At 70.5% G+C, this 18,562-nt stretch carries 16 protein-coding genes; 7 read left to right on the top strand and 9 right to left on the bottom strand.

Annotated features, from left to right (window positions below; all coding sequences use genetic code 11):
- The 3 genes from JK364_RS11240 to JK364_RS11230 are packed head-to-tail and all read right to left on the bottom strand — an operon-like array spanning position 1 to position 2,457.
- Positions 1–675, bottom strand: a complete 675-nt coding sequence (locus JK364_RS11240) for a DUF1028 domain-containing protein (protein ID WP_201850237.1) — start codon at positions 673–675, stop codon at positions 1–3.
- On the bottom strand, positions 672–1,151 hold the full coding sequence (locus JK364_RS11235; protein WP_201850235.1) for a RidA family protein: 480 nt from the start codon (positions 1,149–1,151) through the stop codon (positions 672–674). Before JK364_RS11235 ends, JK364_RS11240 begins: the two co-directional genes overlap by 4 nt.
- A gap of 10 nt (positions 1,152–1,161) precedes the next feature.
- Complete coding sequence (locus tag JK364_RS11230) at positions 1,162–2,457, bottom strand: flavin-containing monooxygenase (RefSeq protein ID WP_201850233.1); 1,296 nt, start codon at positions 2,455–2,457, stop codon at positions 1,162–1,164.
- A 409-nt stretch (positions 2,458–2,866) separates the two neighbouring features.
- Between JK364_RS11230 and JK364_RS11225 the strand changes: the two genes are divergently transcribed.
- Positions 2,867–4,168 (top strand): family 2 encapsulin nanocompartment cargo protein terpene cyclase, encoded by a 1,302-nt coding sequence (locus JK364_RS11225; RefSeq protein ID WP_201850231.1) that lies wholly within the window; start codon positions 2,867–2,869, stop codon positions 4,166–4,168.
- Positions 4,169–4,185: 17 nt separating this feature from the next.
- The gene (locus JK364_RS11220; RefSeq protein WP_372461939.1) at positions 4,186–5,091 is read left to right on the top strand and encodes a geranyl diphosphate 2-C-methyltransferase; all 906 of its coding nucleotides are present in this window, start codon (positions 4,186–4,188) and stop codon (positions 5,089–5,091) included.
- 75 nt (positions 5,092–5,166) lie between these two features.
- Here JK364_RS11220 and JK364_RS11215 read toward each other — a convergent pair whose 3' ends face one another.
- Complete coding sequence (locus tag JK364_RS11215; RefSeq protein ID WP_201850228.1) at positions 5,167–6,138, bottom strand: LacI family DNA-binding transcriptional regulator; 972 nt, start codon at positions 6,136–6,138, stop codon at positions 5,167–5,169.
- Positions 6,139–6,526: 388 nt separating this feature from the next.
- On the opposite strand from JK364_RS11215, the gene JK364_RS11210 reads away from it, so the two are divergent.
- Positions 6,527–8,098, top strand: a complete 1,572-nt coding sequence (locus tag JK364_RS11210; protein ID WP_201850226.1) for a purine-cytosine permease family protein — start codon at positions 6,527–6,529, stop codon at positions 8,096–8,098.
- 59 nt (positions 8,099–8,157) lie between these two features.
- The gene (locus tag JK364_RS11205; protein WP_307841227.1) at positions 8,158–11,544 is read left to right on the top strand and encodes an RbsD/FucU domain-containing protein; all 3,387 of its coding nucleotides are present in this window, start codon (positions 8,158–8,160) and stop codon (positions 11,542–11,544) included.
- 296 nt (positions 11,545–11,840) lie between these two features.
- On the opposite strand, the gene JK364_RS11195 is transcribed toward JK364_RS11205, so the two are convergent.
- Entirely contained in the window at positions 11,841–12,665 is an 825-nt protein-coding gene (locus JK364_RS11195; protein WP_201850224.1) for an oxidoreductase, read from the bottom strand.
- A gap of 38 nt (positions 12,666–12,703) precedes the next feature.
- Here JK364_RS11195 and JK364_RS57525 point away from each other — a divergent pair, with 38 nt between their 5' ends.
- Complete coding sequence (locus JK364_RS57525; protein ID WP_201850222.1) at positions 12,704–13,273, top strand: TetR/AcrR family transcriptional regulator; 570 nt, start codon at positions 12,704–12,706, stop codon at positions 13,271–13,273.
- 52 nt (positions 13,274–13,325) lie between these two features.
- Here the strand turns inward: JK364_RS57525 and JK364_RS11185 are convergent, their stop codons facing one another.
- Entirely contained in the window at positions 13,326–14,519 is a 1,194-nt protein-coding gene (locus JK364_RS11185; RefSeq protein ID WP_201850220.1) for an alginate lyase family protein, read from the bottom strand.
- 155 nt (positions 14,520–14,674) lie between these two features.
- On the bottom strand, positions 14,675–15,340 hold the full coding sequence (locus tag JK364_RS11180; protein WP_201850217.1) for a DUF4097 family beta strand repeat-containing protein: 666 nt from the start codon (positions 15,338–15,340) through the stop codon (positions 14,675–14,677).
- A 235-nt stretch (positions 15,341–15,575) separates the two neighbouring features.
- Here JK364_RS11180 and JK364_RS58025 point away from each other — a divergent pair, with 235 nt between their 5' ends.
- Positions 15,576–16,295 (top strand): helix-turn-helix domain-containing protein, encoded by a 720-nt coding sequence (locus JK364_RS58025; protein ID WP_201850215.1) that lies wholly within the window; start codon positions 15,576–15,578, stop codon positions 16,293–16,295.
- Between the two features lie 64 nt (positions 16,296–16,359).
- Here JK364_RS58025 and JK364_RS11170 read toward each other — a convergent pair whose 3' ends face one another.
- A complete protein-coding gene (locus JK364_RS11170; RefSeq protein WP_201850213.1) occupies positions 16,360–16,974 on the bottom strand; it encodes a dihydrofolate reductase family protein in 615 nt (204 codons plus the stop codon).
- Positions 16,975–17,083: 109 nt separating this feature from the next.
- Here JK364_RS11170 and JK364_RS11165 point away from each other — a divergent pair, with 109 nt between their 5' ends.
- The gene (locus JK364_RS11165) at positions 17,084–17,686 is read left to right on the top strand and encodes a TetR/AcrR family transcriptional regulator (protein WP_201850212.1); all 603 of its coding nucleotides are present in this window, start codon (positions 17,084–17,086) and stop codon (positions 17,684–17,686) included.
- 6 nt (positions 17,687–17,692) lie between these two features.
- Here the strand turns inward: JK364_RS11165 and JK364_RS11160 are convergent, their stop codons facing one another.
- The gene (locus JK364_RS11160) at positions 17,693–18,550 is read right to left on the bottom strand and encodes a class I SAM-dependent methyltransferase (protein WP_201850210.1); all 858 of its coding nucleotides are present in this window, start codon (positions 18,548–18,550) and stop codon (positions 17,693–17,695) included.
- Positions 18,551–18,562 lie beyond the last annotated feature (12 nt).

Here is an 18,562-nt window from a genome sequence, read left to right as displayed (position 1 = left end):
TCACCGATCGCCCGGGACGCCGTACGAGGGGGCGGCGGCGGGATCGAGTCCACGGCGTACGTAGTCGTCCCGCTGCGGCAGCCAGACGGCGAGGAGTTCGGCGAGCCGGTCGACGGGGTCGTCGGCCCAGTCCACGCGCAGATCGGTCACCCGCCAGTCCACGTCCGCGACGACCGCGAGGCCCGCGGAGTGCACCGGCCCCTCCTCGCCACCGGCCGCGACGGCCGCCCGCAGTGCGATGACCAGCCGCTCCTCCAGCTCCCCGGTGGCGGCGGAGTACGCGTCGAGGAGGACGCCGGGGATGTGCTCGCCGCACAGCATGTTCCCGCCGGCCACCGCGCCCTCGGCGGTGGCCGAGGCGTATGTGCCCAGGGTGTGCGAACCGCTGTAGGCGAACCCGGGCCCGGAGCGGCCCACCACGGTCAGCTGACGGTAGGCGATGGACTTCGCGTTGCGCGCCGCGCCGGTGACTCCGGCCAGGGCGCGTTCCGCGTCGCCGTGGTCCGCCAGCTCCTCCAGCAGGCTCGTGCCGAGGGTGGGGTCGGTGATGTTCTGCGAAGTCGCCGCGCCGACCCCGGGCCGCAGATGGGCGACCCGGGCGGCGACCGCCGGACTGGACGAACTGGCCACGATGCCGAACCGCTCGCCGTCGCGGACCACCAGGGAGAACGTCATGCCCGCACCTCCTCGGGGAGCACGGCGACGGCGTCGATCTCGCACAGCCACTCCGGACGGGCCAGGGCAGACACCACCAGTCCGGTAGAGATCGGGTGGACGCCCTTGGTCCAGCGGCCCACGGTGCGGTACACCGCCTCGCGGTAGCGCGGGTCGATCAGATAGATGGTCAGCTTGACCAGGTGCTCCATCCGGCTGCCCGACTCCTCGAGCAGCGTCTTGATGTTGGCCATGGCCTGTTCGGCCTGCGCCTCGGCGTCGCCGATGCCCACGGACTCGCTGGTGTCGAGGTTCTGGCCGATCTGGCCCCGGACGTACACGGTGTTGCCCGCGACGACGGCCTGACAGAGGTCGTTGTCGAGGTTCTGCTCGGGATAGGTGTCGCGGGTGTTGAACGGGCGGATCCGGGTGTGCCCGCCGGTGACGATCGGGGCCCTGACGGCCTTCGCCCGGCCGCCCTCGCTCGTGGAGGTCATGGTCTGCTCCTCAGTTCTTCCAGGCGGTCGGCGTGGCGCCGGGCCGGTCGCCGGCGCCGTACGCGAGGTAGCCCCGCTGGGTCGTGATGTGGTCGGCGACGTATCGGGCGTCGTGCCAGACGCCCCAGATGAAGCTCGATCCGCGGCGGGACAGCCAGGGCAGGCCCAGGAAGTAGACGCCGGGCTCGGACGACACGCCGCGCCGCTGGTCGGGACGGCCGTGCTCGTCGAACGCGTCGACCTCGAGCCAGCTGTAGTCGGTGGCGAAGCCCGTCGCCCAGACGATCGAGCTGACCCCGGCCCCGGCCAGGTCGAGCTCCAGCCGGGGCTCGGCCACGCCTTCCGGGTCCGGCCCGAGGACGTGGGCCGCCGGCTCCTCGGGAAGGTCGAGCCCATGGCGCTCGACGTACGCGTCGGCCGCCCGGAGGAGCTCGAGGTACTTGGCGTCGCCGAGCGCGATGTTCGTGGCGAGATCCGGCGCGAAACGCAGCACTCCGTCGTCGTAGGACGCGGTCAGACCGACGAGCTCGATGCCTTCGGCTGCCAGGGCGCGGAAGTCCACGGTGTGGCCGCCGCGGGCGCCGCTGACCGCGATGGTGACGTGTTCGGCACCCTGCGGGGGCGTCTCCGCGTCCCAGCGCCCGAGCACACCGAGCCACCAGCAGAAGTCACGTCCCCGGTACTCGCGGGCGGGGCGGTCGTGCGGGCCGACGGAGAGGAGGACCCGGCGCCCGGACCGGCGCAGCTCATCGGCGATCTGCACCCCCGAGGACCCGGCCCCGACCACGAGGACCGCACCCTCGGGGAGCTGCCCCGGATTGCGGTACCCGCTGGAGTGGATCTGCACGGGGACGGCGCCGTCCGGGACGATGGGCGGGATCACGGGTCGCTGGAACGGTCCGGTCGCGGCCACGACGAAGCGCGCGTCGATGGCGCCCTCCGATGTCTCGACCCGGAAGCCGGGCCGACCGGTGGGCTTGCGCACCGAGGTCACCTCGACACCGCACCGGATCGGGGCACCGATCTTCTCCGCGTACGTGACGAAGTAGTCCGCGATCTGGTCCTTCGAGGCGAAGGCGTCGGGGTGGACGCCGGGGTCGACGTCGGAGAACTCCAGCCCCGGGAACCGGTCGTGCCACGCGGGCCCGTTCGCCACCAGGGAATCCCACCGCTCCGACCGCCACCGCTCGGCGATCCGGTGCCGCTCCAGCACGATGTGCGGCACCCCGTGGGCCGCCAGGTGCTCGCTCATCGCCACGCCCGCCTGGCCCGCCCCGACGACGACTACTTCGGTCTCTTCACTCAACGTTCAGCCTCCACTCAGGCGGTGGTCCATCCCGGTGTCGCGTTGACCGGGCCACCGCACGAGGGATCCTTGGACATGGCCGTAGTTCTGTCCAACAGATGTTTCCGTGGTAGGCGATCTGATTTATAGATTCAGAAATCTCGGCTGAGGCCCGGACAGCGCTGAATTCGTCCCGCACGGCAGGCACTCGGGCGGCCCAGGAGGCGAAGATCGCACCCTCACCCGGGCAAACATCGCGCGGGACTAGATCATCTTATCGAGTTAATGTCAATGGCTTCTCAGGGCCGACCGGGCGCACCAGCCGCTAGTGTTCCCGAGGATCTGGACGGATTCCTGAATGTTTGCCCCCTTCCTCTTTCCCGGTGACCCGCACGCACACCAGCCACCCCACCCCACCGAGGAGCCACGCATGCCCGCCCCTGAGCCTTCCCCTCCGCAACCGAGCCTGCCTGCGGCCGCTTCCCGCTCCGGGGCGAACGTCCTCGCCGAGGCCGCCGCCCGCGCCCACGACATCAAGGCCGCCACCGGCGTCCGCCCCCCTGTGCCTTCCTCGCCCGCCCCAACTCCCGTCGACATCCCTCCGGTCGACATCCCCGCCGTCGAGGTGCGGACACCCGGCGCCGACGTCGAACGGATCCTGCGTGGTCCGAGTGGCCTCGGCACGGCGGGCCTGCACCTGGCACGGCGCGAGGAGCCGACGGCGCCACCGACGCCAACAACGACTCCAGCGGAAGGCAACCCGATCCCCGGGCTCTACTACCACCCGGTGCCGGAGCCCGACCCCGTGCGGGTGGCGGAGCTCGGCCGCAGGATCAAGGCCTGGGCATTGGACGAGGTCGACCTGTACCCCGAGGAGTGGGAGGAGCAGTTCGACGGCTTCTCCGTGGGGCGCTACATGGTCGCCTGCCATCCGGACGCGCCCACCGTCGACCACCTGATGCTCGCCACCCGCCTGATGGTGGCGGAGAACGCGGTGGACGACTGCTACTGCGAGGACCACGGAGGTTCGCCCGTCGGCCTCGGTGGACGCCTACTGCTGGCGCACACCGCACTTGACGCCCTGCACACGACGCGGGAGTACCAGCCGCGGTGGGCGGAGTCGCTCCACTCGGACGCGCCCCGGCGCGCCTACCGCTCCGCCATGGAGTACTTCGTCCAGGCGTCCAGCCCCTCCCAGGCCGACCGGTTCCGGCACGACATGGCCCGGCTGCACATGGGGTACCTCGCCGAGGCCGCCTGGGCGCAGACGGACCACGTCCCCGAGGTGTGGGAGTACCTGGCGATGCGCCAGTTCAACAACTTCCGCCCCTGCCCCACCATCACCGACACCGTCGGCGGTTACGAGCTACCGGCCGACCTGCACGCCCCGCCCGCCATGCAGCGGGTCATCGCGCTCGCCGGAAACGCCACCACCATCGTGAACGACCTGTACTCGTACACCAAGGAACTCGCCAGCCCAGGCCGGCATCTGAATCTGCCCGTGGTGATCGCCGAACGCGAGGGCCGCTCCGACCGCGACGCCTATCTGAAGGCGGTCGAGGTCCACAACGACCTCATGCGCGACTTCGAGGCCGAAGCCGCGGCCGTGGCCGTCGCCTTCCCCGTCCCGACCGTGCGGCGCTTTCTCCGGGGCGTGGCCGCGTGGGTCGACGGCAACCACTACTGGCACCAGACCAACACCTTCCGCTACAGCCTGCCCGATTTCTGGTAAGAAGAATGGAACCATCTGTGACCAGCACCGACCTCAGCGCCGACGTCGCCGCCGCCTCCGCCTCCTCCAGCGCCGCCATGTTCATCCCCGCCCCGGCGACCCCCTATCAGGGGGACATCGCCCGCTACTGGGACCGCGAGGCCAGGCCCGTGAACCTGCGTCTCGGCGATGTCGACGGCCTTTACCACCACCACTACGGCATCGGAGAGGTCGACCGCACCGCCCTCGGCGACGCCGACGACAGCGCCTACGAGAAGAAGTTGATCGCCGAGCTCCACCGCCTGGAGTCGGCGCAGGCCGCACTCCTCCTGGACCACCTCGGCCCCATTGGACGTGACGACACGCTCGTTGACGCCGGCTGTGGCCGCGGCGGCTCGATGGTGATGGCCCATCAGCGCTTCGGGTGCCGGGTCGAGGGCGTAACACTGTCGGCCAAGCAGGCCGACTTCGCCAACCAGCGCGCCCGCGAACTCGGCATCGAGGACCACGTCCGCGCCCGCGTCTGCGACATGCTCGGTACGCCCTTCGAGACCGGGCGGGCCGCGGCCTCGTGGAACAACGAGTCAAGCATGTACGTGGACCTGGAAGACCTCTTCGCCGAGCACTCCCGCATCCTCGCGAGCGGCGGCCGCTACGTGACCATCACCGGCTGCTGGAACCCGCGTTACGGCCAGCCCTCGAAGTATGTCTCCCAGATCAACGCCCACTTCGAGTGCAATATCCACTCCCGCCGGGAATACCTGCGCGCCATGGCCGACAACCGTCTCGTACCGCAGGCCGTCATCGACCTGACCCCCGCGACGCTGCCCTACTGGGAGCTGCGGGCCACGTCCTCACTGGTCACAGGGATTGAAAAGGCGTTCATCAACTCTTATAAGGACGGTTCCTTCCAGTACCTGCTCATCGCCGCCGACCGCGTCTGACCGTCGGCCTCCGTTCCGCGCGTCGGGAGCACGGGGTCCAGCGGGCGCTCGTGCTCCCACCCCGGGAGCGGCCGGTCAGCCGCTGGAACCGCGGACCACGAGTTCGGGTGTCAGGACGACGTCATCGCTGCCGCCGTCGAGGAGGGCGAGGGAGGCCTCGACCATGCGCTCGGCGGTCGAGCCCAGGGTGGTGAGCCCCGGCGCCGCGGTGTCGGAGATGTACGTACCGTCGAAGCTGGTGATCGCGTACTCGGCGGGCACCCGTTTACCGGCGTGCTGAAGCGCCGTCAGCAGGCCGAGCGCGACGGTGTCGGCGGTGCAGATGATCGCGTCGGTGTCGCCGGGGTTCGCGAGCAGGAGCTTCGCCGCGTCGGTGCCGCTCGCCACCGTGAAGTTCGGCATTTCCAGAACCCGGTCGTCCGGCCCGGCGAGCGCGCGGAACGCGGCTGTGCGCTCGATGCTCGACGAGGAGTCTTCCTGGGCGTCGACCATCAGGATGCTGCGGCGGCCCCGCGCCCGCAGGTGTTCCACGAGCAGGCGGACCCCGGCCGCGTTGTCGAGCCGTACCGACGGCGCTTCGACGCCTCGTGCGCGGCGGTCGACCTGCACGACGCGGTTGGACCGCGCGAGCTCCGTGATCGCCGCGCCACTCCGCTCGAACGCCGCGGGCACCACGAGCACCGCGTCCACCAGCACCCGGTCCATGGCGCCGAGCTGGCGCTGCTCGGTCTCCGGGCTCTCGCCCGTGTCGATCGTCACCAGCCGCTTGCCCTGAAGGTCCAGGCGGCGCGAATACGCCGACACCAGCTCCGCGAAGTACGCGTTCGCGATGGCCGGAACGACGAGGGCCAAGGAATCCGTCGACTGAATCCGCAGCGCCCGCGCCGCCGCGTTCACCCGGTAGCCCAGTTCCTCGCATGCGTTCCGCACCCGCAGCGCCAGCTCGGGATCGACATTGCGCTGGACGCCGGAGAGCACCCGGCTCGCCGTCGGCACTGACACCCCCGCGCGCAGCGCCACGTCCTTCAAGCCTATGCGCGCACCCATCCTGATCTCCCCTGATTCCTGCCGGCCGATGTTATCAGGACGGTCTCGGCGACCCATTGACGCGGCGGGGGCTGCCGTGCTTGGGTTCGGAAATGGTTTTCCCGGCGATGAGCGTACGCTACGACGACCGCCCGCCGCAGGCCCCGGCGGCCGACGGTTTAGCGGCCCACCCCGCCGCTCAGCGCTCCGCCTGACCGCCGTACACGCCTCCCACCGCGGGCGCGACGGCGGTTACCGCGCACGGCGTACGTCCCACACGGAGCCGCGTCGCCCCCGGACGCGGTCCGCGCACCCCTCGAACGCGAGCCCACGACTCCCCCGAGCTCGAAGTCCGAAGCTCGACCATCCGCTCCTCCCCACCTCGCCATACGTCGAAAGGCGCCCTTCCATGAGCAATGAGGCTCAGCAAGGTCGTAGAGGCACGACCGTCGAATCGAACGGCGTCAATCCCGTTCCCGATGCCGAACGGCGCGGGAAGCCGCAGGGGCTGTTCGCCGTGTGGTTCGCCTGGAACATCTCGATCCTCGGCATCAGTTACGGCATCTTCGTCTTCGGCCTCGGTCTGAACGTCTGGCAGACGATCGTCGCCGGGACCGTCGGCTACCTCATCTCGGCCACCCTCGTCGGCATCCTCGCGGTCGGCGGGCCCCGCACCGGACTGCCGACCCTCGCCCAGACGCGTTTCGCGTTCGGCATCAAGGGCAACAGGATCCCCGCGTTCTTCGCCTATCTGTCCAATATGGGCTGGAAAGTGACGATCATCACCCTTGCCTCGACCACCGGCGCGAACCTGTTCGCGAAGCTGTGGCCGTCGGTGTTCGCCGACGCGGACGGGTCGAGCACCACGACCACGATCGTGCTGTGGTTCGTGCTCGTGCTCGCCGTGACGATGGCGGTCTCCGTCCTCGGCCACGAGCTCATCATGAAGGTCGAGGTCTGGATCTCATGGGTGACCGGCATCATGACGGTCGCGTTCCTCGGATTCATGGTGCCCGAGATCGAGTGGGCGCACCTCGGTGACACCCCCGCGGGCGGACCGCTGGTGTTCGTCGGCGGCATCATCATGGCGATGACCCTCGTCGGCCTCGGATTCCTCAACTACGGCGGCGACTTCGCCCGTTACCTCCCGCGCGACACCCCGGCGCGCTCCGTGATCAGCTGGACGGTCACCGGGCTCAGCCTGCCGGTCGTCATCCTCCTCGCCGTCGGCGCGCTTCTCGTCGGCGGGGATTCCAAGCTCGGCTCCGCCACGGCGTCCGACCCGATCGGGGCGCTCACCGCGCTCCTGCCGATGTGGTTCTTCATCCCCTTCTCCATCGTGATCGTCATCTCGCTCGTTTCGGCCGCCATCACCGGCATGTACAGCTCCGGCCTCGCGCTCATGGCCGTCGGCGTACCGCTGCGCCGCTCCGTGACGACCGCGATCAACGCGATCATCATCGCGGCGGGCGCCTTCTACCTGCTGTTCATCTCCACCTCGTTCCTCGCGACGTTCCAGTCGTTCCTGTCGCTCATCGCCGTGATGATGGGCACCATGGGCGGCATCCAGCTCATCGACTTCGTCCGGCAGCGCCGCATGGGCTGGAACACCGACATGGCGAACCCGCGCGGCCACGGCGGCCGCGACGGGCGCTGGACGGCGATTCTGAGTCTGATCACCGGAACCGTCGTCGGTCTCGGCCTCGTGACCAGCTCCGACCCGAACTTCGCGAAGATCACGGGATTCCTCCTCACCGAGAAGGGCCGCACCGGTGTGTTCGGGTCGAGCGGGCTCGGCATCGTCATCGCCCTGGCGCTCGGCGCCACGCTCTACGCGATCCTCACGTTCGGACTCCGGCTGGACCCGAAGCCCGACTACTCGCTCGTGGCCGCGGAAGCCGCCCCGTCCGAGGAGGGCACATCCGAGCTCCCGAGTCCCGCCCCGGCCGTCAGGCACGTGGCCGACCGCACCGAACGCTGACCGACCTGGTGGCGGCGGGGCCCATGCGGACCTCGCCGCCGCCCGAGGAGCTGACACCCGTGTCCGCCTTGCCTACTTTGCCCGCCTCATCCGCGTATGAGACCGCGCATGAGACCGCGCTGCACCGATTCCGGAACCCGGACCCCTGGCATGCGCCCGCCGCCTACTGGTTCTGGCACCGGCTACCCGACGAGGACACGATCCGCGCCCAGGTGCGGCAGATGCACGACGCCGGGATCCGGAGCTTCCAGGTACAGGCGCGGCTGTCGTACCCGATCGGGGGTTACCTGGACGACGACTACCTCGCCGCATGCCGTACGGCCGTCGAAACGGCCGCCGAGCTCGGCATGATCGTCGGCATCTACGACGACTACAACTGGCAGACCGGTCATGCGGCGGGCCGGGCCGTGACCGGACACGACGAGCTGCGCGAACGGCATCTGTTCTGGGTGCGGATCCCCGCGGGCGCGAGCGAGGGCTCGCTCAGCGGGATCCGCTCGGCGACGGAGAACCTCGGCCCGGCCGCGATGGACTGGCACTACGAGGGCGGCGTCGTCGCCTGGGCGGACTGGCGGGTCGAGTACGCGCTCGTCGTGGGAGCCGTGGAAGCCATGGAAGCGGTGGAAGCGGTGGAAGCGGTGGAAGCCGTGGCAGCCGTGAGCGGGGAGCAGGGCACGGCCGCCGAGCGGCCCGAGCTCGTCGACCGCGTGGACGGCGCCGCCGACAGGTGCCGGGTCCGCCTCGTCGAGCCCGTGCCCGACGGCGCGGAGGCGATCGTGTTCGTCTCCGCCCGCTGCGCGACCTCCCGGCTCGTGAACCCCGTCGACCCGGTCGCGGTCGATCGCTTCATCGAGGCCGGCTACCAGCCTTTCGCCGACGCCCTGGGCGACTTCTTCGGCTCCACCGTCGCCTACATGTTCTTCGACCAGCCGCACGCCGTGTACTACGACTGGGCGGAGCGCACGGGGGACCTGCGTTCGGCGATGCCGTTCCACGAGAGCCTGGCCGTCTCGATCCGGGAGCGCTGGGGCGGGCGGACCCCCCAGGTGCTCGCCGCCGTGCTCGACGGGGACGACCCGGAGCGGCTGAGCCTCCGCGCCCAGTTCTACGAGCACTTCAGCGGCTACGCGATGGAGACGTTCCTCGGCAGGCTGCGCACCTGGAGCCACGCCCACGGGCTGCGTCAGTCCGGCCATGAAGTCCTCGGGCACGTCGGCGGCTGGGCGCTCGACACCGCGTTCGCGAACTGGGACCTGCGCGTGAACTTCGGACTCGACCACTTCGGCGTGGACGGCTACCGCGACCTCACCGCGGTGGACGCGCAGGACGCCCTGGTGCAGCTCAGCCCCGTGTTCGGCGACTCGGTCGCCCGCCACCACGGCCGCCGCGGGACGATGGTGGAGCAGTACTTCGTCACCCCGCCCGAAGGCGGGACCCCGTGGTCCGGCCACTGGGGGCTCACCTTGCAGGAGTTGCGCACAACGGCGATCAACCACCATCTGCAGGGCATGCGACAGATGATCTTCCACGGCTTCTACCAGACCCACGGCCATGGACACGATCACGAATCGCTGCGGAATCCGCGCTTCGACTTCCCCCCGGGCATCAACTTCGAGCCGTGGTTCGCCGATCACCACCCGCGGTTCGCGCTCGAGAGCGCGCGGCTGAGCGAATTCCTCGAACCGGTGTCACCACAGAACGACGTGGCGGTCCTGTACCCGTTGCGTACGGTGTGGACCGCGGGCCAGCTCGGCGAGCAGGCGTCGGCGATGGGCGAGTGGGCCCGCGCGCTCACCGAATCCCGGGTGGGCTTCCACCTCGTGGACGAACGCGATCTCGAGGCCGCCGCCGTGGCGGAAGGCGCGGTGTGGATCGGGGACCGCCGGTACCGGGCGCTCGTGCTCCCCGCCGTGACGACGCTGCGCTCGGCCGCGTCGCTGCGCCAACTTCGCCGCCTGACCGAATCGGGCGTACGGGTGCTCGCCGGCGGCGCGACGCCCGCCGTCTACCAGGAGGGCCCGCAGACCGCCGCCGAGGACTGGGCGGACCTCGCCCCCGCCGTGGAGACGTTCCACGCGGTCCCCGAGGAGGCGGTCCTGCGCGGGCTCGCCGCACAGCGTGGCCGGACCGAGCCGACCCTGCGCGTGCCCGCGGGCTCGCCGGTGCGCTGGCGCGGCGGCCCGGACACGGCCGACGGCTTCCGCTTCGCGTGCTTCACCGAGACCGAGGGGACGGTGGAACTCCTGCTGCCCGACGGGCCCTGGCACATCGAGGAATGGGAGGCCGCCGACGGCACCGTGCGCACCCTCGAAGCAGCCGGGAACCCGGTCGCGCTGCGGCTGGAGCAGAACGCGCTGCGCCTGTTGCGTGTGCGCAGGGACGCGGAGCCCGCTTCCGGTCGGACGGCGGACGCCGCGGAGGGTTCCGAGGCCGCGGAGGGTTCCAAGGCCGCGGAGGGTTCCGAGGCCTCGGCCGGTCGCGGCACACCTCGGTGGTCGGCGCCGGAGGCGCTCGAGTCCGGCTGGCTGCTCGAGGTCGCCGAGGACGCGTACGAGGAGGCGGGCACCCGCCGCGATATCGCGGTGACCCGCGGCTGGGAGCGCCAGGGCCTTCCGGCGTTCGCGGGCACCGCCGACTATGTGCGGCGGATCGAGCTCGACACGCCGGTCCCGCTGGAACTGACTCTCCCGGCCGTCGCCGGAGCCGTGGCCCTGTCCGTGAACGGCACGCGGGTGGCGGAGCGCGCCTGGGCGCCGTACCGCGTCACGATCCCCGCCGACGCCCTGCGGCCCGGGGGGAACGAACTCCGCATCCGGGTCGCGCCGTCGGCGGCCAACCGCTACTACGCCGGGACCGGGCTCCGCGCCGAGCCCGAGCCGTGCGGGCTGCTCGCGCCGCCACTGCTGCGCCATGCGCTGGGGACTCCGAACCCCGGTGCGTCCCCGGACGGTTCCGGCTCCGGCCCCCGCTCATCCTCGATCACGGAAAGGCGATCCATCGTGCTCAAGGGACTCGACCCGCTCCTGACCCCGGACCTGCTGTACACGCTCGCACAGATGGGACACGGCGACACCATCGCCATCGTCGACAGGAACTTCCCCGCGCACTCCGTGAACGACCGGGTGATCCGGCTGGACGGCACCGACGTCGTCTCGGCGGGCCGGGCAGTGCTCGGACTGCTGCCGCTCGACACGTTCATCCCCGAGCCCATCGCGAGGATGGAGGTCGTCGGCGACGCCACCGCCGAACCGCCGGTGCAGACGGACTTCATCGCCGCCGCGGAGGAGGCATCGGGCCGCCCCGTCGCGGTGGAGACGGTCGAGCGCCACGCGTTCTACGGGCGCGCCCGCTCCGCGTTCGCGGTGGTCATCACGGGTGAGGACAGGTCGTACGGATGCTTCCTGCTCACCAAGGGCGTGCTCCCGGAGTTCTCTCCGGAGGGCTGATGGCCTGCCGCCGGGCCGTTGGCGACACGGCAGCGATTACGCCAGCAGGCGTATGCGGACGCCGCGGTGGACCGGTATGGCTCCGACCCCACCGTCAGTGGCGGGGTCGGACCCATACCGGTGTTCATGAACACGCCTCGGCGGTTCAGCCCTGAAGGCGGTCGGGCGACCGGGGCAGGTCGCCAGGCCCGTTGTCGCACTCTCCGCTGGAGCCTCGTCCAGACGAACACCCGAACGCCGGGCACGCTCCGGTCGGGGACGGCCGCACACGTCAGCCCGCGTGCCGAGGCCGGGCATCACACCTGGGCGAGGATGCCTCCGTCGACGCGGAACTGGGATCCGGTGAGCCAGCGCGCCCGCTCCGACACCAGGAACGCGACCAACTCGGCGGCGTCCTCAGGGGTTCCGGGGCGGTTCATCGGCACGTTCAGCCGCGCCGCGAGATCGCGCTGCGCCTCCTCCAGTGAAACCCCTTGCCGGTCGGCGATCTTCTGATGGTGCGCGATCGCCCCCGGGGTGGCGATGAAGCCGGGCAGGACGCACACCACCCGTACCCCGGCCGGGCCGACCTCGGCCGCCAGCGAGCGGCTGTAGCTGTTCATGGCGGCCTTGGCCGCCGCGTAGGCGGCCTGGCCCGGCTGCGGCAGGTGGCTCGCGATGGACGAGACATGCACCACGACCCCCGAGCCGCGCTCCACCATGCCCGGGACCAGTTCCTGGTCCAGCCGGACCGCGGACAGCAAATTGACCTCGAGGTCCGACCGCCAGGTTTCCTGCGGCCGGGTCAGCGTGTCCTCCGGTGCGCTGCCGGCGCCGGCGTTGTCGATGAGGATGTCCACTCCGCCGGCGGCGTCGCGCACCCGCTCCGCCAGCTGTCGTGCTCCGTCGGGGTCCGCCAGGTCCGCGGTGAGGAACCGGGCCGGCAGCGAACCCTCGGGCGGCGCCGTTCTGGCCGCCGCGAACACGGTCGCGCCCGCCGCGGCGAGTCGCCGCACGATCGCCGCGCCGAGCCCGCGGCTCCCGCCGGTGACCAGCGCGCGCCGCCCCGCGAGCCCTTCGTCGGGAATCGCCCGGGGCGCGTGGCTCCCACCAGCGGGTACGTTGCTCTCTATGCCGTTCATGCGGCCAGAATACCTGACTTACCAGTAAGGCAGTTTTCATGGGAGAGCAAGCCGATCGAAGGCGCACCGACACGCGTCGACGCGTACGGGCCATCGCGCTGGAACTGTTCACCGAGCAGGGCTATGAGCTGACCTCGTTGACTCAGGTCGCCAGGCAGGCGGGCGTCACCAGGCAAGCCGTACTGCACCACTTCGCGAACAAGGAGGAACTGCTCACCAGTTCCTACGAAGAACTGCTCCCGGCGCTCGACGCCATCATCGAGTCCGCACGCGCCCACCCGCCTTCCGCCGCGACCCGCATGCGAGCCATCGAGCGGTTCGACGCCCTGGTCCGCGGCGAACACGGCGCCTCACTGGTGTGCGCCCAGCTCAACGAGCACGCCCTGCGCGGCCTGTCCGCCGCGCGCACACTCCAGCGACGGCTCGACGACCTGACCCGCGCACTGGCCGCCGGCGAAGGACCCGAGGGCACGATGCGCGGACGGCTGGCCCTGTCCGCCGTGATCATGGCCGTGGCACGCGGACGCGAACTGGGCGGCCGGCAGGCGGAACGCCATAAGGCCGCGCTCGCGGTGGCCCGCTCACTGATCGGGTCCGAGAACGCGTGACCTGCCGCGCCCCGGCCCCCCGGTGACAGCGGGGGGGCCGGGGCATCGCCCGTCAGGACGGGTTGTCCGCGTGGGTGAGGGTCGTCCAGGCGTTGAAGTAGTTGTCCGTGCCGGACGGGCGGTGGGCCTCGGTGTACTTCTGGGTGTTGGACATGGTGATGCCGAGTCGGTTGTGGAGGGCGTTGTAGCCGACCTCGGTGACCTCGTCGAGGCCCTTCTTGACCGAGCCGCCGCACAGCCAGGAGGGCACGGCGGTGCCGTTCTCGTAGGCGGTGTGGAAGCCCAGCGCCTGGCGCAGCCGGTCCTGGATCTTCGGGTAGAGGTCCTGGCCCTGGATGCGGCTGGTCTCCGCGATGTCGGCGATGGAGGCGAGGCCCCAGCCGGTGTGCCCGAAGTCGCGGCAGGTCTCCTGGGAGAGGCCGTCGGCGAAGGTGCTCTGGCCCTGCCAGTACTTGATGATCTCGGCCTCGGTGTCGATGCTGCTGTTCGCGGGCGGCTTGGGCAGATCGCCGTCACTGGTCAGGTACACGTACGCCGGGACGCGGGCGAGGTAGGTGCTGACCGCCTTGTCGTAGGCGGAGCGGTCATCGAGGAAGACCGCGATGCCGATGGCCGCCTCGGTCATCACCAGTTCCCAGTTGCCGTTCTTGGTGGTGGCCGAGCCGTTGCTCACCTCGGGGAGGTACACGTTCCGCAGCATGGTGGCGAAGCGTCCGGCGCCCGGCCAGCCGCCGTCGTAGGTGTACTTGATGATCTCGGCGGCGCGCGGCCAGGTGGCACCGGACCAGCCGGACTGGAGCGGGGCGTTGCTGTTGGTGTGATCAGTGATCGTGGAGGACCAGGCGTCCATGATCTCGATCGACTTCTTGGCATATCTGCTGTCGCGGGTGAAGTACCAGGCGAGCGCGTCGGTGTACGCCGCGATGGCGTCCTGGCGCTCCTCGGTGCACCCGTGGTTGGGGTTGGACGACGAGCCGCACTCCACGACGGCGCGCGGTTGGGGGGTGCGCGACAGCGAGGCGTAGGAGCTGCCCAGCATGTCGTCGTAGGCGGCCTTCCAGGGCTGCTGGCCGGCCTGCACCTTCGAGCGGGTGTAGTCGAGTTGGGCCCGGCTCACCAGCACCCCGGGATGGGTGAAGGCGGCCGGCGCGGCCGTGGCCCGTGGGGCCGGTCCGCCGAGCTGAAGGCTCAGCAGACCGGCCAGCAGGGCGAGAACACTGAGTAACGCGGTTCTGGTTCGTGCCATCCGATGACCTCTTCTGTTCATGGATGAGAACACAGTTCCCACATACGGACAGGATGGCCTGGACCATAAGGACAGCTCGCGAACATGTCAATGTCTTCGGGCACCGGCCGGGCAGTCCTTTGCGAGCCCGGCCGGGTCGTCCTGGTTCCACTCCCTCAGAGGCTGCGTGCGGTGATGTCGCCATGGGAGGTGGTGGCGCGGATGTCGAGTTCGGCGGTGCCGTCGTTCTTGAGGGCGTTGCTGATCCGGCCGTAGCCGGTGTCGGCGTCCAGGGCGGCCGAGACGCCGACCGCGGCGCCGACCGAGATGTCCCCGGACTGGGTACGGAGCACGACCCTGCCGCGCGCCGCCTCGGTGATCCGGATGTCGCCCCGCGCGGTGCTGATCTCCGCGGGGCCGCCCAGCCGGCCGACCTCGACGTCGCCCTCCAGTGCGGTGAGACGGACGCTCGCCGCCTCGTCGATCTTGATCTGGCGGTACGCGCCGTCGAAGGCGACGTCACCGAGGCGGCCGACGCCACGGAGCTCGGAGGCGGCGGCCTTGACCTCGACGCGGGAGCCGGCGGGCAGTTGGACGGTGACCTCCAGGGATCCGGAGGAGCCGATGAGCTGGTTCCTGGACTCGGGGGCGTGGATCCGCAGGACGCCGTCGGCGTAGGCGACGGTGGTCTGCTCGGCGGCCTGGACATCGCGGCCCTTGGCGGGGTTGGCGGGCAGAACCTCGACGGTGGTGTCGGCGCGGTCGGCGGCGATGAACTGGACGCGTCCGGCGGGGATGGCCAGGACGGCGCGGATCGGGGCGGGGGTGTCGAACTTCGGCATCATGCTCTCCTGTGCTCGGTTGTTGTTTCCGATGCCAGAAACGCTACGTTGCTTTCCATGACACGGCAACGAATTCGTTGCACAGAATTGCCATTGTCGCAGGTAAAGGCGGAGAAAGTGTTGCAATGGATTTGAAGGTAATGCAACAGCCAACATCGCGATCATTGCAATGAGATAGAGGTGAACGCTATCGTGGGGGCAGGGACCACCACCAAGGACCACCAAGGAGATCGCGATGCCGGGAGGCAGGCTCACCCAGCAGGAACGCCAGCAGATCGCGCTGGGGCTGGCCGACAGCCTCCCCTACGCCGAGATCGCCCGGCGCCTCGACCGTCCGACCTCGACGATCACGCGTGAGGTGATGCGCAACGGCGGCCCCACCGCCTACCGCGCCGACCTGGCCCACCGCGCCACCGAACGCCGCGCCCACCGGCGCAGGCCCGCCTCCTCGCGCGGATCGGCGTCAGTCCCCCAGCCACACGGGCGCGACGCCGAGGCCGTGGCCGAGTACGAGGAGACGCTCACCACCGTCCTCATGGCCTCGGGCCTGCCCAAGATGACGGCCCGGGTGCTGACCTGCCTGTTCACCACCGACGCGGGCAGCCTCACCGCGTCCCAGCTCGCCCAGCGCCTCCAGGTCAGCCCGGCGTCCATCTCCAAGGCGATCGCCTTCCTGGAGAGCCAGAGCCTCGTCCGCCGAGAACGCGACGAGCGCCGCCGCGACCGCTACGTCGTCGACGACGAGCTCTTCTACCAGGCGACGATCGCCAGCGCCCGAGCCAACGACCAGCTCGTCGAAACCGCACGCCAGGGCGTCGCCGTCCTCGGCCCTCGCACCCCCGCCGCCGCCCGCCTGGAGAACATCGCCCGTTTCCTCGACTTCATCAGCGAAAGCATCACCCGCGCCGCCGAACAGGCCCGCGAAGTCCTCCACACCAAACGCGAAACAACCTGAGACGCGGTTCCGCGACGACGCCGGACGCCGTCAGAGGACGTCATAGGTCAGCGGACGTCGCAGGTCAGCGGACGTCGTAGGTCAGATGCGTCGCGGTCGTTGTCGAGGTCACGCTCCGCTGGACCAGTGTGCGCGGCGTTCCGCCGGTGAACAGTGGCGTCCCGGCGCCCAGCACGACGGGCGCGAGGTGCAGCGACAGCACGTCGACCAGCCCGGCCTCGATCGCCGAGCCGACCGTGGCGCCGCCGCCCATGAGGACGACGTCGAGGTCCTTGCCGCTGTCCGACGACGCCGCCTCGGCACGCTCCCGCGCGGCGGCGACGGCGTCGGAAAGACCGGTGGTGACGAACGTCCAGTCGAGGTCGGTGAGCCGCACCGACTCCGGCGGCGAGCTCGTCACGACGACGAACGCGGGCTTGCCGACCTCGGCGGCACCGTAGCCGATCGTGTCGTCCCAGCCGTCCGGCCCGTCGACCGCGTCGAAGAGCCGGCGGCCGAGGACGACGGCGCCCGAGCGGACGGTCCCCTCGCGCAGGACCCGGCGGTCGTCGGGGTCGTCGGAGAACGCCCAGGTGTGCAGGGCCTCGCCGCCGGTGCCCAGACCGCTGTCCGGGCCGGGGTCGGGCCCGGTGACGAAGCCGTCGAGGGAGACCGAGATGTCAGCGATGATTCGAGTCATGTCAGGGCAGACCCGATCCGCCGCCCGGACTCATCGCTCGCGCCGGAGAAACGCTTCGATCATCACATACTTGTCGGTCAACACGCAAGTTACTTGTTAAGATATCCGCATGGTCACCACTCGCCGTACCCAGCAGGAGCGCCGCGCCCAGGCCGAAGCCGCGCTGCTCAACGCCGCCGCCGAACTGGTCGTCGAGCACGGCGTACGGTCACTGACGCTGGCGCGGGTCGGCGAACAAGCGGGGTACAGCCGCGGCATCGTCACCCACCACTTCGGGTCCAAGCAGACCCTGATCGAGCGACTGGCCCGCACCACGCAAACCGGCTTCGTCCCCGGGCTCGCGGACCTCCCACCCGGACTGGACCGGCTTCTGCGGCTGGTCGACGGCTACATCGGCGCCTCGGGGGGCGCCGGAACGATGAACCGGGCCTTCCTGCTGCTGTGGGCCGAAGCGGCCACCGCGTCCGAACTGGCCCCGATCTTCCGCGAGCGCGACGAGGCATTCCGCTCCGACCTGCGCGTCGACGTCACCGCCGGGATCGCCGACGGCGACGTGCGCCCGGACATCGACCCCGACGACGTCGCCATCGCGGTCCTCGGACAGCTGCGCGGGATCGGACTGCAATGCCTTCTCGACCCCCGCGCCGTCGACATCGCACGGCTGCGCCACACCGTCACCGACTACTGGCGCCAGGCGTTGCGCGTCCCATAGAGGGGCTCAGGTGGTGGCCAGCAGCAGATCTTCTCCGCTCGATGGGCGGAGGCCGTCGGTGCGATCGGCGAAGTAGCGCTCGGCGAGCGAAGCTCCCGACACATGCCGGACGTCCTCGAAACCGGCTTCGCGGGCCAGTGCCAGCATCTCGGGCGGTTTGTAGAAGCTGATGAACGGCGTTCCGGATGCTTGCGCGCCTTCCATACTCGCGCGGAAGCCGGGCCGGTCGGCGTCGTCGAGAAGGTCGATCGGCAGCAGGAAGGTCATGGCGAGCGTCGAGCCGGGCGCGAGCCCGGCGATCTGGCGCAGGGTGGCCGCGATGGCGTCTTCGGTGAGGTACATGGTGACGCCGGTGGAGACGATGACCGCGGGCCTGCCGGCGTCGAAACCGGCCGCGGCCAGCCGCTTCAGCCAGTCTTCGCTCGCCTCGAAGTCGACGGGCACCAGATGCAGCCAGTCGGGGACGCCGTAGCCGAGTTCGTCCAGGCGGTGGCGTTTCCATGCCTGCGGGCCGGGCTGGTCGACCTCGAAGACCCGTAGGCGGGAGGCGGTCTCCGGCCTGCGCTGGGCGAAGGTGTCCAGGCCGGCCCCCAGGATGACGTACTGGGTGACGCCGTGGCCGACCCGCTCGGCGATCAGGTCCTCGATGAAACGGGCGCGGGCCACCATGGCCGCCCGGAACCCCCTGGTGGCGGCCGGGTCCATGTCGGGGCGGCGGCGCCAGTCGGCGCCGGGGGCCGCCAGCCGCAGGCCGATCTCGTCCTCGAGCACATGCGGCGGTGGGTCGACCTGGACATGCATCGCCCGCCAGAGGGCGGTCCGCACCGCGGTACTGTCCGGCGCCCCGGTCTCCTCGTCCACCACGGTGTTCCCCTT

Origin of the sequence: Streptomyces endocoffeicus, assembly GCF_016741935.1 — a bacterium.
Lineage (GTDB): Bacteria > Actinomycetota > Actinomycetes > Streptomycetales > Streptomycetaceae > Streptomyces > Streptomyces endocoffeicus.
Note: the sequence above shows the minus strand (reverse complement) of the source record. Positions and strands in the feature narration are given on the sequence as shown.